Annotated in this window: 18 protein-coding genes; 15 read left to right on the top strand and 3 right to left on the bottom strand. The window is 61.6% G+C overall.

Annotated features, from left to right (window positions below; genetic code table 11):
- Window positions 1-12 precede the first annotated feature (12 nt).
- The 13 genes from trxA to RAZWK3B_RS02165 all read left to right on the top strand — a co-directional run bounded on the left by trxA (window position 13) and on the right by RAZWK3B_RS02165 (window position 11982).
- On the top strand, window positions 13-333 hold the full coding sequence (gene trxA, locus RAZWK3B_RS02105; RefSeq protein ID WP_007811771.1) for a thioredoxin: 321 nt from the start codon (window positions 13-15) through the stop codon (window positions 331-333).
- Between the two features lie 79 nt (window positions 334-412).
- Window positions 413-1561 (top strand): amidohydrolase, encoded by a 1149-nt coding sequence (locus RAZWK3B_RS02110; protein ID WP_007811774.1) that lies wholly within the window; start codon window positions 413-415, stop codon window positions 1559-1561.
- A 60-nt stretch (window positions 1562-1621) separates the two neighbouring features.
- Window positions 1622-2176, top strand: a complete 555-nt coding sequence (gene hslV, locus RAZWK3B_RS02115) for an ATP-dependent protease subunit HslV (protein WP_007811776.1) — start codon at window positions 1622-1624, stop codon at window positions 2174-2176.
- Window positions 2173-3480: an ATP-dependent protease ATPase subunit HslU gene (gene hslU, locus RAZWK3B_RS02120; RefSeq protein WP_007811778.1), complete on the top strand. Its 1308-nt coding sequence runs from the start codon at window positions 2173-2175 to the stop codon at window positions 3478-3480. The genes hslV and hslU overlap by 4 nt, the downstream gene beginning before the upstream one ends.
- A 160-nt stretch (window positions 3481-3640) precedes the next feature.
- On the top strand, window positions 3641-4135 hold the full coding sequence (locus RAZWK3B_RS02125) for an Lrp/AsnC family transcriptional regulator (RefSeq protein WP_007811780.1): 495 nt from the start codon (window positions 3641-3643) through the stop codon (window positions 4133-4135).
- Between the two features lie 159 nt (window positions 4136-4294).
- The gene (locus RAZWK3B_RS02130) at window positions 4295-5467 is read left to right on the top strand and encodes a glycine cleavage T C-terminal barrel domain-containing protein (protein WP_037294971.1); all 1173 of its coding nucleotides are present in this window, start codon (window positions 4295-4297) and stop codon (window positions 5465-5467) included.
- An 11-nt stretch (window positions 5468-5478) separates the two neighbouring features.
- Window positions 5479-5928 carry an OsmC family protein gene (locus RAZWK3B_RS02135; RefSeq protein WP_007811784.1) on the top strand — a complete coding sequence of 150 codons (450 nt, stop codon included), beginning with the start codon at window positions 5479-5481 and terminating at the stop codon, window positions 5926-5928.
- Window positions 5929-5960: 32 nt separating this feature from the next.
- Window positions 5961-6746: an enoyl-CoA hydratase gene (locus RAZWK3B_RS02140; protein ID WP_007811787.1), complete on the top strand. Its 786-nt coding sequence runs from the start codon at window positions 5961-5963 to the stop codon at window positions 6744-6746.
- A 5-nt stretch (window positions 6747-6751) separates the two neighbouring features.
- Window positions 6752-8386 carry an acyl-CoA synthetase gene (locus tag RAZWK3B_RS02145; protein WP_007811789.1) on the top strand — a complete coding sequence of 545 codons (1635 nt, stop codon included), beginning with the start codon at window positions 6752-6754 and terminating at the stop codon, window positions 8384-8386.
- A 248-nt stretch (window positions 8387-8634) separates the two neighbouring features.
- Window positions 8635-9324 carry a phosphatidylserine decarboxylase gene (locus RAZWK3B_RS02150; protein WP_007811791.1) on the top strand — a complete coding sequence of 230 codons (690 nt, stop codon included), beginning with the start codon at window positions 8635-8637 and terminating at the stop codon, window positions 9322-9324.
- Window positions 9321-10073, top strand: a complete 753-nt coding sequence (gene pssA, locus RAZWK3B_RS02155; protein WP_007811793.1) for a CDP-diacylglycerol--serine O-phosphatidyltransferase — start codon at window positions 9321-9323, stop codon at window positions 10071-10073. The genes RAZWK3B_RS02150 and pssA overlap by 4 nt, the downstream gene beginning before the upstream one ends.
- A 4-nt stretch (window positions 10074-10077) precedes the next feature.
- Window positions 10078-10698, top strand: coding sequence for a class I SAM-dependent methyltransferase (locus RAZWK3B_RS02160; RefSeq protein WP_007811794.1), 621 nt, complete (start codon window positions 10078-10080; stop codon window positions 10696-10698).
- A 60-nt stretch (window positions 10699-10758) separates the two neighbouring features.
- Complete coding sequence (locus RAZWK3B_RS02165; protein ID WP_007811796.1) at window positions 10759-11982, top strand: MFS transporter; 1224 nt, start codon at window positions 10759-10761, stop codon at window positions 11980-11982.
- On the opposite strand, the gene RAZWK3B_RS02170 is transcribed toward RAZWK3B_RS02165, so the two are convergent.
- The 3 genes from RAZWK3B_RS02170 to RAZWK3B_RS02180 are packed head-to-tail and all read right to left on the bottom strand — an operon-like array spanning window position 11965 to window position 14236.
- Complete coding sequence (locus RAZWK3B_RS02170) at window positions 11965-12546, bottom strand: Smr/MutS family protein (protein ID WP_007811798.1); 582 nt, start codon at window positions 12544-12546, stop codon at window positions 11965-11967. The genes RAZWK3B_RS02165 and RAZWK3B_RS02170 overlap by 18 nt on opposite strands.
- Window positions 12543-13580 (bottom strand): murein transglycosylase A, encoded by a 1038-nt coding sequence (mltA, locus tag RAZWK3B_RS02175; protein WP_007811800.1) that lies wholly within the window; start codon window positions 13578-13580, stop codon window positions 12543-12545. Before mltA ends, RAZWK3B_RS02170 begins: the two co-directional genes overlap by 4 nt.
- A complete protein-coding gene (locus tag RAZWK3B_RS02180) occupies window positions 13577-14236 on the bottom strand; it encodes a Tim44/TimA family putative adaptor protein (RefSeq protein ID WP_007811803.1) in 660 nt (219 codons plus the stop codon). The genes mltA and RAZWK3B_RS02180 overlap by 4 nt, the downstream gene beginning before the upstream one ends.
- Window positions 14237-14345: 109 nt before the next feature.
- Here RAZWK3B_RS02180 and RAZWK3B_RS02185 point away from each other — a divergent pair, with 109 nt between their 5' ends.
- Together RAZWK3B_RS02185 and secB are read left to right on the top strand one after the other, a co-directional pair.
- Complete coding sequence (locus RAZWK3B_RS02185) at window positions 14346-14825, top strand: FxsA family protein (protein WP_007811805.1); 480 nt, start codon at window positions 14346-14348, stop codon at window positions 14823-14825.
- A gap of 71 nt (window positions 14826-14896) precedes the next feature.
- A complete protein-coding gene (gene secB / locus RAZWK3B_RS02190) occupies window positions 14897-15403 on the top strand; it encodes a protein-export chaperone SecB (RefSeq protein WP_007811807.1) in 507 nt (168 codons plus the stop codon).
- The last annotated feature ends 6 nt before the right edge of the window (window positions 15404-15409 follow it).

Here is a 15409-nt window from a genome sequence, read left to right on the forward strand (position 1 = left end):
AGGAGACATAAAATGGGCACCGTAGCCGTAACAGACGAGACATTCGACGCAGAAGTTAAGAACTCCGACATTCCCGTCGTGGTCGATTTCTGGGCCGAATGGTGTGGCCCGTGCAAGCAGATCGGTCCGGCCCTCGAAGAATTGTCCGAAGAAATGGGCGGCAAGGTCAAGATCGCCAAGATCGACGTTGACAGCAACCCGAACACCGCCGCCGCCATGGGCGTGCGCGGCATCCCGGCGCTGTTCATCTTCAAGAATGGCGAGGTGATCTCGAACCGCGCCGGCGCCGCCCCCAAGGCCGCGCTGCAAAACTGGATCGAAAGCAGCATCTGATCGATGCCACACATTTGATATGGAAGGGGCCGCGTTTGCGGCCCTTTTCTTTTGCCCCCGGACAGGTGACAAAAGGCCCATGATGCTCAGCAATTCCGATATCGCGGATCTGACCGCCTTGCGCCGCGATCTGCACCGCCACCCCGAGGTTTCGGGACATGAAGCGCAGACCGCCCGCCGCATTCTCACCGCTCTGGATGCGCAGGCGCCCGATGAGATTCTGACCGATCTTGGCGGCCATGGCATCGCCGCGATCTATCAGGGCACCGATCCCGGCCCTACCGTCCTGTTCCGCGCCGAGCTTGACGCCCTCCCGATCCAAGAGCTTTCGGACAGCCCGCACCGCTCCGCCTATCCCGGCACCGGGCATCTATGCGGTCATGACGGGCATATGACGATCCTCATGGGCCTCGCGCGCCTTCTGTTCCGCAAGCGTCCCGCGCGCGGTCGCGTCGTGCTGTTGTTCCAGCCTGCCGAAGAAACCGGCGCCGGGGCGCAAGCGGTGATCGCGGACCCACAATTCGACACTGTTTCACCTGATTTCGCCTTTTCCCTGCATAACATGCCGGGCCTGCCCCTAGGCCATATCGGGCTGGCCGACGGGCCGGTGAACTGCGCCTCGCGTGGGCTGTTGGCCCGGCTCACAGGCAAGACCGCCCATGCGTCCGAGCCCGAGAACGGCACCTCCCCGATGGCCGCGCTTTGCAGCCTGATGCCTGCGCTGACTGCCCTCGGTCATGGCACCACGCAGGACGCCGATTTCGCGCTGGTGACCGTGACCCATGCCAATTTGGGCGCCGCCGCCTTCGGGATCGCTCCGGGCGAGGCCACGCTGATGGCGACGCTGCGCACCCTCACAGATGACCGAATGGACGCGCTTTGCAGCACCGCGCTCGATCTGCTGCACAGCACCGCCGCTCAGCACGGCCTGACCGCCGATCACAGCTTTCACGACATTTTCCTGCATTGCGAAAACCACCCCGAGGCTGCGGCCCATATCCGCAAGGCCCTCGATGCGCTCGGCATGTCGCATGACGGATCGGGCCTGCCGATGCGCGCCTCTGAAGATTTCGGGCGCTTCGGCCACTCCGCCAAAGCCGCCATGCTGTTTCTGGGCGCAGGCACGGATCATGCGGCTCTGCATAACCCCGATTACGACTTTCCCGACGATCTGATCCCGATCGGCGCCCGCATCTTCGCCCGGATCGCCCGCGATCTTCTGGGCTGATGCGCCCCTTGCACCCTGTCCGCCACCCTTCCATATAGGCGGGAACCCAACGGAGGCCCCATGCGCAAAGAATTTCCCGGCTGGCACGGCACAACCATCATCGGCGTGAAAAAGGCCGGAACCGTCGTCGTGGCCGGTGACGGACAGGTCAGCCTCGGCGACACCGTCATCAAGGGCAGCGCCCGCAAGGTGCGCCGCCTGTCCCCCGGTGGCTATGACGTGGTCGCGGGCTTTGCCGGCTCGACCGCCGATGCCTTCACCCTGCTCGAGCGTCTCGAATCCAAGCTCGAATCCACCCCCGGACAGCTGCAGCGCGCCTGCGTCGCCCTGGCCAAGGACTGGCGCACCGACAAATACCTCCAGAAGCTCGAAGCCATGCTGATCGTCACCGATGGCGATCAGATCTATGTCATCACCGGCGCGGGCGACGTGCTCGAGCCTGAACATGATGTCACAGCGATCGGCTCGGGCGGCAATTACGCCTTGGCCGCCGCGCGCGGCATGATGGACAGCGACCGCAGCGCCGAACAGATCGCCCGCGACGCCATGGCCATCGCCGCCGATATCTGTGTCTACACCAACGGCAACCTGACCGTAGAAAGCATTTCCAAATGACCGACCTGACCCCGCGCGAGATCGTCTCGGAACTCGATCGTTTCATCATCGGCCAGAAGGACGCCAAGCGCGCCACCGCCGTCGCCCTGCGCAACCGCTGGCGCCGCAAGCAACTGGCCGATGATCTGCGCGACGAGGTGTATCCCAAGAACATCCTGATGATCGGCCCCACCGGCGTCGGCAAGACCGAGATTTCCCGCCGTCTGGCCAAACTCGCCCGCGCGCCCTTCATCAAGGTCGAAGCGACAAAGTTCACCGAAGTCGGCTATGTCGGCCGCGATGTCGAACAGATCATCCGCGATCTGGTGGACAGCGCCATCGCCCAGACCCGCGACTACATGCGCGAGGATGTCAAATCCAAGGCCCATCAACAGGCCGAAGACCGGGTGATCGCCGCCATCGCCGGCGAAGACGCCCGCGACTCCACACGCGAGATGTTTCGCAAGAAACTGCGCGACGGCCTGCTGGACGATACCGTGATCGAACTGGATGTCGCCGACCAATCGAACCCCCTCGGCATGATGGATATTCCCGGTCAGCCCGGCAGCCAGATGGGGATGATGAATCTCGGCGATATCTTCGGAAAGGCGTTCGGCGGGCGCACCGTGCGCAAGAAGATGACCGTCTCCGAAAGCTACGAGGCGCTCATCAGCGAAGAGGCCGACAAGCTGCTGGATGACGACACCGTCCACAAGACAGCGCTCGAAGCGGTTGAACAGAATGGCATCGTCTTTCTGGACGAGATCGACAAGGTCTGCGCCCGCTCGGATGCGCGCGGCGGCGATGTCAGCCGCGAAGGCGTGCAGCGCGATCTGCTGCCGCTGATCGAAGGCACGACCGTGTCCACCAAATACGGCCCGGTCAAGACTGACCATATCCTGTTCATCGCCTCGGGCGCCTTCCATATCGCCAAACCCTCGGATCTGCTCCCCGAGCTTCAGGGCCGCCTGCCCATCCGGGTCGAACTGCGCGCTCTCACCGAAGAGGATTTCGTGCGCATCCTGACCGAGACCGACAATGCCCTGACCCGGCAATATACCGCGCTCATGGGAACCGAGGATGTCACCGTCACTTTCACCGAAGATGGCATCGCAGCGCTGGCCAAAATCGCCGCCGAGGTCAATCAATCGGTCGAGAATATCGGCGCGCGGCGGCTTTACACCGTGATGGAGCGGGTGTTCGAAGAGCTGAGCTTCACCGCCCCGGACCGCGCCGGCGATACCGTGACCGTGGATGCCGCCTTCGTCGATGCCAATCTGGGCGAGCTGATGAAATCCGCCGATCTGTCGCGCTATGTGCTCTGAGGTGCCGATGCGATCTGCCCAAAGTGACGCTGCAACCCCCTAAGCTGTCGCAAAATTCCCTCAATTCCGGTCTGCATGGCGGCATAATCGCCGCGAACGCAAGGCGCCGCGAAGTTCGGGCGCTGCTTTCGGGTCTTCGGCATGCAGGAAGCAGGGTGCGATGCGAGAACGAAATGGATTGGATGCGGCGGACATCCGTATTCTGACCGCTGTTCAGAAATACGGCCAGCTAAGCAAGACCAAGCTGGCCGAACTCGTGAACCTGTCTCCCACGCCATGCTGGGCGCGCCTGACCCGTTTGCGCGCCGCCGGATACATCAGCGGCTATCACGCCGATATCGCGCTTGATCGCGTGGTGGATACGACCCGCGTTGTGGTGACGGTCTCGCTCACGCATCACCGCAAGACCGATTTCGACCGGTTCGAAAATCATATCGCGGGCATTGATGCGATCATCAACTGTGTCGCGACAGGCGGCGGGATCGACTATATCATGACCGTGGTCACCCCCAGCCTCAGCACCTTTCAGGGTGTGATGGACGATCTTCTGTCCGCCGATCTGGGCATCGATCGGTACATGACCTATTTCGCCACCCGTCTCATCAAGGCCGAGCAACCCAACCTCGCCAAACTGGTCGCGCATACCACCCGATAAGGCGTCAGGTCCATTTGGTCGCCAACGGGCCGAATCCCGGGCTGATCGGTCTGCAAAACCCGCGTTTTCAGGCCACGCTTGCACCCCGAAACAGGATACGCCCTGCTCATCAGCAACGCCGCTCCGGGCAGCAATCCGGCGCAGAACAGGGTGAACGACATGATGCAACCACATGACTTCGGCTTTGGAACCCAGATCCGCAAATCCCCCTATTTCGATGCGACCGTCCGTTGGGGTGCGACAGGCTTCTCGGTCTATAACCACATGTATATCCCGCGCGATTTCGGCGATCCGGAACAGAACTTCTGGAACCTCGTGAACTGCGCGATCCTGTGCGATGTCGCCGTCGAGCGTCAGGTCGAGATCACCGGCCCCGACGCCGCGAAATTCGTTCAGATGCTCACCCCCCGCGACCTGTCCAACATGGCCGTGGGTCAGTGCAAATACGTGCTCATCACCAACGCCGAAGGCGGCATCCTCAACGATCCGATCCTCCTTCGCTTGGATGAAAACCACTTCTGGCTCTCGCTCGCCGACAGCGACATTCTGCTCTGGGCGCAGGGCGTGGCCGTGCATTCCGGCCTCGATGTCTCGATCTGCGAACCGGACGTGTCTCCGCTGCAGCTGCAAGGCCCCAAATCCGGCGAGATCATGCGCGCCCTCTTCGGCGACGAGATCATGGACCTGCGCTATTACTGGCTCCGCGAGATGGACCTCGACGGCATCCCCCTCATCGTGTCGCGCACCGGCTGGTCGAGCGAGTTGGGCTACGAAATCTACCTGCGTGACGGCACCAAGGGCGACGCCCTGTGGGAGCGTATCATGGCCGCAGGCATGCCTTTTGGGCTGAAACCGGGTCACACATCCAGCATCCGGCGCATCGAAGGCGGCATGCTCTCCTATCACGCCGATGCCGACATCCACACCAACCCGTTCGAACTGGGTCTGGACCGGCTCGTGAACCTGGATATGGAGGCTGACTTCATCGGCAAATTCGCCCTCCAGCGCATCCGCGACAATGGCGTTACCCGCAAGCAGATCGGCCTTGTCATCGACGGGCCAAAACTGACCGGCCCCAATACGACCTTCTGGCCGATCAATCATGACGGCGCCTGCGTGGGCAGGGTCACCTCGGCGATCTACTCGCCCCGGCTTGGCAAGAACATCGCGCTCGCCATGGTCTCGGTCGACTGCGCCGAACTTGGCACCGAGCTTGAGGTGGTGACCCATTCCGGCGAAACCACCGCCACCGTGGTCGAACGTCCGTTCTTCGATCCGCGCAAGCAACTGGCCGCCGCCGGGTCGTCGCTGACCGCCCAAGCCACCGCATAAAAGGCCCGCATATGTCCGACCTCGCGATCGAGCTGCATTGGCAGCGCGCCGAACCTGCCTTGCAGACCGGCAAATACTCAAACGCGCACACCGTGCTCTATAATACCAACCACGAGGTCCAGGTGGACGCCGCCCCCGATTGGGGCGGCGATCCCGACCACACCAACCCCGAACAGGCGCTGGCCGCCGCCCTGTCCAGCTGTCACATGATGACCTTCCTTGCGCTCTGCGCCAAGGCCGGTTGGCCCGTGGCCAGCTATCACGACTATGCCGAGGCGCATCTTGGCAAGAACCCGCAGGGACAGATGTCCGTCACCCGGATCGACCTGAACCCGGTGGTGCGCTTCGACACGGGCTTCGCCATCGACCCGGACGAATTGGCCCAGATGCAGCACCGCGCCCACCGCTATTGCTTCATCGCCAACACGCTGTCAGACAGCGTTGAAATCAACGTCCGCTAAGTCCCGCAATCACCGCCTCCAAAGGATAAGACATGCTTCTCTCCGATCTCGACGCAGATGGCATCCTGCGCCTCACGCTGGACGATCCCTCGCGCCGCAATGTCCTGTCCGAGGCGATGATGACCCGACTGACCGAGGTCTTCACCGACGCAGGACAAAACCCTGCCGTGCGCGTCATCATCCTTGCCGCGCATGGCCCCGCCTTTTGTGCCGGTCACGATCTCAAGGAAATGACCGCCGGTCGCGCCGGTCCCGACGGGGGGCGCGCCTATTTCACCAAGGTGATGGCACAGTGCTCTGCGATGATGCAGACCATCGTCAATTGCCCCAAACCCGTGATCGCCGAGGTGACGGGCATCGCAACCGCCGCGGGCTGTCAGCTGGTGGCAAGCTGTGATCTGGCCATCGCCGCCGATACCGCCCGCTTCAGCACGCCGGGTGTCCATATCGGGCTCTTCTGCTCCACGCCGATGGTGGCGCTGTCGCGCAATGTCTCCAACAAGCACGCGATGGAAATGCTGCTGACCGGTGACATGACCCCGGCCTCCCGCGCCGCCGAAATGGGTCTCGTCAATCATGCTGTCCCCGAAGACGCGCTTGGCGCGGCGACGCTCGACATGGCCCGCAAGATCGCCTCGAAATCAAGCATGACACTGGCCACCGGCAAGCGCGCCTTCTATGCCCAGCGCGAGATGCCGCTGGCCGAGGCTTATGACTATGCCTCTCAGGTGATGGTTGATAACATGCTGGCCCATGACGCCCGCGAAGGCATCAATGCCTTCATCGAAAAGCGCGCGCCGCAATGGCAGGATCAATAAGCACCATGGGCAGCAATCCCTATAACACCGGGCTCGATCGAACCCCGGCGAATTACCAACCGCTCACGCCGCTCACCTTTCTCGAACGCGCCGCCAGCGTGTTTCCCGATCACACCGCGATCCTGCATGGCGATCTGCGGCGCAGCTATGCCGCCTTCTATGCCCGGTCGCGCAGGCTGGCATCAGCTCTGGCCCAGCGCGGCATCAGCCGGGGCGACACCGTGTCGGCACTTCTGGCCAACACGCCCGCGATGCTCGAATGTCATTACGGTGTGCCCATGTGCGGCGCTGTGCTGCACTCGATCAACACGCGGCTTGATGCGGCGATCATCGCCTTCCAGCTCGATCATGCGATGGCGAAACTGGTGATCGTGGACCGCGAATTCGCCCCCCTGATGCAAGACGCGCTCGCCCTGGCCAGTGTGACGCCGGATGTCATCCTTTATGACGATCCCGAATATGACGGCCCCGGCGACATGCCCGAAGCCATGGATTACGAGGCGTTTCTCGCCACCGGCGATCCCGATTTCGCGTGGCTCATGCCCGAAGACGAATGGGATGCGATCTCGATCAATTACACCTCCGGCACCACCGGCGATCCCAAGGGTGTCGTCTCGCATCATCGCGGCGCCTATCTTTTGGCGCAGGGCAATGCGCTGACCACCTCAATGGCCAAACACAGTGTCTATCTCTGGACCTTGCCGATGTTCCATTGCAACGGCTGGTCCTTTCCCTGGACCCTGTCCGCCATCATCGGCACCCATGTCTGTCTGCGACAGGTCCGGGCCGAGCCGATCTGGCGCGCTTTGGCCGAAAACGGCGTGACCCATCTGTGCGGCGCGCCCATCGTGATGTCGCTCATCAACTCCGCCGATGACAGCGTGAAGCGTCCGCTGGATCGTCGCGTGCAATTCTTCACCGCCGCCGCCCCGCCCCCCGAATCGCTTATGGCCGAAATGGATGCGGCGGGCTTCGATGTCACCCATCTTTACGGGCTGACCGAAACCTATGGTCCCGCCGTGGTCAATGAATGGCATGCCGACTGGTCCTCGCTGCCCGGCCCGCAAAAGGCCGCGCTCAAGGCCCGTCAGGGTGTGCGCTATCTCCCGCTCGAAGGGCTGGATGTGCTCGATCCCGACACAATGCGCCCCGTGCCGCGCGATGGCGTGACCATGGGCGAGGTGATGTTTCGCGGCAATGTCGTCATGAAGGGCTATTTCCGCAGCCCCGAGGCCACGCAAAAGGCCCTTGCTGGCGGCTGGTTCCATTCCGGCGATCTGGGTGTCGTCCATCCCGATGGCTATATACAGCTCAAGGACCGCTCCAAGGACATCATCATTTCCGGTGGCGAAAATATCTCGTCGATCGAAGTGGAAGAGGCGCTCTACCGTCACCCCGCCGTCGCGGTCGCCGCCGTCGTCGCCATGCCACACGACAAATGGGGCGAGACACCTTGCGCCTTCGTGCAGCTCACCTCGGGCCATGATGCCGACGAAGCCAGCCTTCGCGCATGGTGCCGCGATCATCTGGCCCCCTACAAGGTGCCGGGCCGCATCGTCTTCGCCGAGATCCCCAGAACCTCGACCGGCAAGATCCAGAAATTCGTCCTTCGCGATCAGGCCCGCTCTCTGGCAGGCTGACGCGCCCCCGGATCGGGTCTTTCGCAACACCGCACCGCGCGCCCTGTTAACCGCGCGTGGTGCGGTGCCAAATACCGACGCGATACCGACGTTATACCGACGCGATACCGCAGCGGGTTTTTGCCCATTAACCAATCGGTTGCACCCTGATTCGCCGGATCGGCCTGCACGTGTTCCGCACACTCTATGCAAACCCCCGGTTTTGCCTTATCTGCGGCTGATCTACAGATAACCGGAACACCGCACCCATGAACATGATGTCCACCTTCGTCAAACCCATGCACCCCGAGGGGCGCAAATTCGTGGCGATCTTCGCCGCGATCACCCTCGGCCTCTTCCTGATCGAAGACACGCTGGGCTGGATCGGGGTTGGCTTAACTGTCTGGTGTTACTACTTTTTTCGTGACCCCGAGCGGGTTGCCCCGGCGCGCGACGATGTCATCGTCAGCCCTGCGGATGGCATCGTGTCCCTCATCGAACCCGCCATTCCCCCCGCCGAGCTTGGCCTTCCGGACACCCCTCTCACCCGGGTCAGCGTGTTCATGTCGGTGTTCAACTGCCACGTGAATCGCGCCCCCGTCGCCGGTGACGTCACCGCCATCGCCTATCGTCCCGGTAAATTTTTCAACGCTTCCCTGGACAAGGCCAGCGCCGACAACGAACGCAACAGCTTGGTGATCCGGATGAGCAACCAACAAGATCTTGCGGTGGTCCAAATCGCCGGTCTGGTCGCCCGCAGGATTGTGTGTTTCGTAAAACGCGGTGATCGTGTACAGATGTCCGAACGGTTTGGCCTGATCCGCTTCGGATCACGGCTGGATGTCTACCTTCCTGAAGGCATCAAACCGCAAGTGCGTGTCGGGCAAACGATGGTCGCCGGAGAAACCGTGATCGCCAATCTCGATGCGCCCAAAACGGATCACGACGCGAACACATGACACGACCACCCGCAAAATCCATCACCGACCTGACACTGGTCAGGCTCATTCCCAACATGCTGACCCTCGGCGCCGTCTGCGCCGGGATCACCGCCATACGCTTTGGCGTACAGGGAAATTACATTGTGGCCGTGCAGCTTATCCTGCTCGCCGCCGTGCTTGACGGGATCGACGGCCGCGTTGCGCGCTATGTCGGCTGCGACAGTCAATTCGGGCTCGAACTCGACTCGCTGGCCGATTTCCTCAACTTTGGCGTCGCACCGGCGCTGATCGTGTATTTCTGGGGCATGCAGGATATGGGGCCCTTCGGTTGGAGCGTGGCGCTGGCCTTCGCGATCTGCTGTATCCTGCGGCTGGCGCGCTTCAATGTCAGCGCCCGGGACCCCTCGGCCACGGCTCCGGCAAGCCATTTCACCGGCGTTCCCGCCCCCGCGGGTGCTTTTTTGGCGCTGGCACCTCTTCTGTTGTCTTTTGCCTTTACCGACAGGCCCGCCTTGCCGGGCATCGCCGTCAGCCTTTACATGCTTTTCATCGGGTTCCTGATGGTCAGCCGCGTGCCGACACCATCGTTTAAATCCATCCGTATCGCTCGTGAAAACCGGCTTTTGGCCATCATCACCGTGATCGTTGCCGTGGTTGCGCTCGCCGCTTTCGAGTGGATTACGCTGCTTTCCGCCTGTGGCGCCTATCTTGTTGCAGTGCTTGTGTCTTTTGTCGCAGAATTGCGCCGCAGCGAGCAAAGCGAGTAAGTCCATGGATCCCAAAGCGATCGAGTCCTCCTATGCCCGTTGGGCGCCGATCTATGATGCGACATTCGGCAAGATCACCAATGCGGGCCGCAACCGCGCTGTCCGTCTGATCAATCAACGGCCGGGAACGGTGCTCGAGGTGGGCGTTGGAACAGGCCTCGCGCTGCCGCATTACGATCCGAAATGCACCGTCACCGGGATCGATTTCTCCGAGGATATGCTGGCCAAGGCGCAACGCCGGGTAACCGATCTGGGTCTCCATCACGTCAAGGAGCTGCGCCAGATGGATGCGCGGCAGCTTGATTTTCCCGACAACAGCTTTGACACGGTCGCTGCGATGCATGTCTTGTCCGTGGTTCCCGAACCCGAAAAGGTCATGGCGGAGATCGCCCGCGTCTGCGCGCCCGGGGGCCGCGTTGTCATCACCAATCACTTCGTGCACGAGCGCGGGTTTTTCGCCTTCCTTGGCCGTGTGACCGCGCCATTTGCCAATCTTCTTGGCTGGCATTCGGATTTCCACATCGATCAGGTCATGCGCGATGATCTGTCGGTAACCGAACACAAGTCACTGCCGCCCATCGGCATGATGACCTTTCTGGTGATGGAAAAACCCCGCCCGTCATAAGGGCGCTGCCCCTCGACCGAATGCCCTTTTCTTTCCGGGCGATCCGTTCCACCAAAGGGCATGTCGATCCTTGCGTTCCTGCGCTCAAATGCGCCCTGGCTGTCCGCTGGTGTGCTGCTGACCTTTCTCAGCAGTTTTGGACAGACGTTCTTCATTTCCATCTTCGCCGGTGAGATCCGGTCCGAGTTCGGCCTGTCACATGGGGAATGGGGCGGCCTCTATACGCTTGGAACCGGGCTTTCGGCGCTTGTCATGGTCTGGGCCGGGGGTCTGACTGATCTGTTCCGCGTCAGGGTGCTTGGGGCGCTGGTTCTTCTGATGCTGATGGCGGCATGCCTGTTCATGGCGCTCAATCCAGTCTGGTGGCTGCTCCCGGCGGTCATCTTCACCCTGCGGTTCGCAGGACAGGGCATGACCAGCCATATCGCCGTGGTTGCCATGTCGCGCTGGTTCATCGCCACCCGTGGCAAGGCTCTGTCAATCGCCACCCTTGGTTTCGCTGCAGGCGAGGCGCTGTTGCCGCTGATCTTCGTCGCGCTGATGATCCATTACGACTGGCGTCTTCTATGGGGTCTTGCAGGGCTGATCGCGGTTGCCGGCATCCCGATCCTTCTGCTTTTGCTGCGCCATGAACGCACCCCGCAGTCCATGGCGCATCTCAGCCAATCCACCGGCATGGACTCGCGCCACTGGACCCGCAATCAGGCGCTGCGCCATTTCCTTTTCTGGTTCATGGTCCCCGCCCTTCTTGGCCCTTCGGCCTTCAACACGGCGTTCTTTTTTCATCAGGTCCATTTCGCAGATATCAAGAATGTCGCCCATGTGGATCTTGTGGCGATGTTTCCGTTCTACACCGCGGTATCCATCGCTGCGATGGTCCTGTCCGGCTGGGCGCTTGACCGTCTGGGAACCGCACGGCTGATGCCGCTGTCACAAGTGCCGATGGTTTTTGCCTTTCTGCTATTCGCTCAGGCAGACGGGCCGACAGCCATGGTTCTGGGGTTCTTCTTTCTTGGCCTGACCACCGGCATGAACGCCACGTTGCCAAGCGCCTTCTGGGCCGAGTTCTATGGCACCCGCAACATCGGCTCGATCAAGGCGATGGCGGCTGCGCTCATGGTGCTTGGATCGGCAATCGGTCCGGGGTTGACCGGGCTGGGGATCGACCTTGGTCTGGAGATCGAAGCGCAATATGTGCTCATCGCGGGCTATTTCGTCTTTGCCACCGTGATGATGGGTCTGGGCATTGCCCGCGCCCGGCCGCTTCTAACGCTGGCGCCGTAAATACACGTAATAGGCCCCACCGCCGCCATGCGAGATATGCGCTTCGGTGATCTGCAGGACCGCCTGCGCCAGTGGCGGCGAGGACAGCCATTGTGGCACATTATGCCTCAGCACCCCTTGCCTGACCGGGATCGGCCCCCCTTCGTCGCGGCTCTTGCCCTTGCCCGTGATGACCAGCACCAGCCGTTTGCCCTGCGCATGGGCGCGCAGGATGAAGCCCATGAGCGCCGGATGCGCCTGATCCATGGTCATCCCGTGCAGGTCCAGCCGCGCCTCCGGCACAACCTTGCCGCGCTTCAACTTGCCATAGGTCTTTTGATCCATCTTCACGGGCTGCCGCGCGATCCGCTCGGCGATATCGACGGACAGATTGTGCTCGGGCTTGGCAGGCGTCCTTTTCTGCCCGATCTCGAACTCCTGCAAAAGCGGGCGTGCCGTGTTTTTCGCTACCGGCTTTGGCGCAAGCCCATGCTCTTCCCGGCGCTCTGGGGCAAGACGCTGCGTGGTCTTGGCAACCCGGCGCCAAAGTTCCAGCTCGTCGGGCTTGAGACGTCGGCGCGTCACTGCAACGGCTCCGTCAGCATGGCAAAGGCACGCTGGATCGGCAGCAGAACCACCATCCGCCCCGGATCGCGCAGCTTGCCGGCGGCACGTCCCGCCGCATCCCCCGTCCCAAAGAAGATATCCGCGCGCTGCGGTCCCTTGATCGCCGATCCGGTATCCTGCGCCACCATAAGCCGGTGGATCGGATTTTCCCCACCCTTTTCGATCCAGACCGGCGCGCCAAGCGGCACAAACGCCGGATCGGCCGCGATCGTGCGCCCCGGGGTCACCGAGCGGTTCATCGCGCCAAGCGGTCCTTTATCGGCTGGCACCTGATCGACCTTGCGGAAGAAAACAAAGGACGGATTGTGGAACAGCAATTCCCGCCCCTCGACAGGGTTCCGCCTGACCCAGTTCTTTATGACCTGTGCCGAAACCTGATGCACCTCATAGATGCCGCGCCGCACCATCTCGACCCCGACGGACCGATAATCATGCCCGTTCTTGCCAGCATACCCGACACGGATCACGCGACCATCAGGAAGCCTGATCCGACCCGATCCCTGGATCTGCAGGAAGAACAGCTCGACCGGATCATCGACCCAGGCGATCTCAAGGCCCCGGCCCTTCATCGCGTCGCTGGTTTCAATCTCCCGCCGGGTAAGCCATTGACCTGTGCCCCTGGCCTCTGGCGGCATCCGGTAAACGGGAAAGCGATAGCGGCTGTCAGGACGCAAGGCGCCGTTCAATTCTGGCTCGAAATATCCGGTGAAAAGCGCCCTCTGAGCGTTTTCGATCAGCACTGGCCGAAAGAACAGCTCGAAAAAGGGGCGCGCTTCGGGTTTTTGCTGGGCCAAAGCGCAAAGCGCCGACCAATCGGGATCATCCATATCCGGGCATGTCTCAAGAAATACCGACAGCGCCCGCTCGTGATCGTCCTGTTCCCAGCCATCGAGATCCCGGAAATCAAGAATGCTATGAGTGGTCTCACTGGCTGACAGGCCGCCCGCAAAGGACAGCCAGACAGCCAGCGCCGCCCACAGCCTTCCGGTCATTCGCCCGTGGCAACAAGCCGCCAGTTCGGATCGTCCGAGCCCATGACGCGCTCGAATGTCCAGATATCCTTCTGGCGCTTAGCTGTCTTTGCATCGCCTTCGACGATCTCGCCATTGGCATCCCGCACGATCGACGTAAGCTCTCCGACGAAGCGCACGGTGATCGCGGCACGGTTGTCATCGCTCAAGGTCGCTTCAGCCAGCTTGGTTTCGCGCAATCCAAGGAATTCCGCCTCGACAATCAGGCCCTGTTCCTGCCGCGCATCGATCACCTGGGCAAAGGCCTCATAGACATCTTCATCCAGAAACGGCGCCACATCCTCGAGCTGTCCGCGCTCGAAGGCCATGAGGATCATCTCATAGGCGCCGCGCGCACCCTGCAGGAATTGCGTGACATTGAACGAAGGCTCAATACGCTTCATCCGTGCTAGGGCATCGGCCGCGTCCGATCCGTCGGAGACATTGTCGATGATGTCGTAATCCGGACCACCTTCGATCACCTCGAACGTGTCACGGCGCTGCGGCGTTGCACCTGCCCGTTCGCTGCGCGGCGGCCCCTCGAACCCGTCACGGGTGCCCAGAACGCTTTTCAATCGCAAGATCAAGAAGATCGCGATTCCGGCCAGAACCAGAAGCTGAAGAAGGGGGGAATTCATTGGCACCTCATGTCAAGCAGGCATGGAAACGTTGAACGTCCGAACTTATGTAGGTGACGCGGGCAGGCAAGTCCACCTTGCAAGCAAATTAGACATAGGAGTTGCGACCATGTGGCTGTTTCTGGCCTTCCTTGCGGTGCCGGTTGTCGAAATCGCCCTGTTCATACAGGTCGGCGGCGCGATCGGTCTATGGCCAACACTTGCCATCGTCATCCTGACGGCAGTTCTGGGCGCTTGGCTTGTGCGCACGCAGGGTCGATTGGCGATGAACGATCTGCGCCGCTCGTTTTCCGAGCTCGACGACCCGACAGAACCCCTTGCGCATGGTGCGATGATCCTTGTCGCGGGCGCTTTGTTGCTGACGCCGGGTTTTTTCACCGATGCCGTTGGCTTTGCCCTGCTGATGCCACCGGTGCGCGTTGCTGTGCTGGCATACCTTCGCAAACGTGTGCACGTCACCCGCTTCGAGATGGGGCACGATGCGCCGCGCCCTCCTCAGGATCCCGGCATCATCGACGGTGAGTATCACGAGGTCGACCCCAGCAAGCGCCCGACACATAAACCCTCCGGCTGGACGACGCGGCATTGACGTCTTGTGATTGAGGCCCCCAACCCTTCCTGCTAATCCTTCGCCCAACGTCATTTCAGTGGAGTCGATACATGTCGGAACAAGAAAACGGGGCAGCCGCACAGGCGCAACAGCCTCAAGTCAAGATGAACACCCTCACCCAGTTCATTCGTGACCTGTCGTTCGAGAACGTCCTGTCGCAGCGCGGCACCGGCGGTGAAGTCACCCCCGATGTGCAGGTCGGCGTCAGCCTTGACGCCAAGAAACGCTCGGTCGAGCATCAGTATGAAGTCGTCGTCAAGATGCGCATCGACTCCAAGAACAAGGCCACCGACGAGGCATTGTTCGTTCTGGAAATGGAATACGCCGGCGTGTTCCACATCGAAGGCGTACCCGACGAGCAAATGCATCCCTTCCTGATGATCGAATGCCCCCGGATGCTGTTCCCGTTCATTCGCCGGATCGTCAACGATGTCACCCGTGACGGTGGCTTCCCGCCGCTGAACCTTGAAAACATGGATTTCGTCCAGCTCTATCGCAACGAAATCGCCCGACGGCAGCAAGCACAAACCACCGAAAAGGCCACGCCTGACGCCTGATCGGGT

The organism is Roseobacter sp. AzwK-3b, assembly GCF_000170875.1.
Taxonomy (GTDB): domain Bacteria; phylum Pseudomonadota; class Alphaproteobacteria; order Rhodobacterales; family Rhodobacteraceae; genus Roseovarius; species Roseovarius litoreus.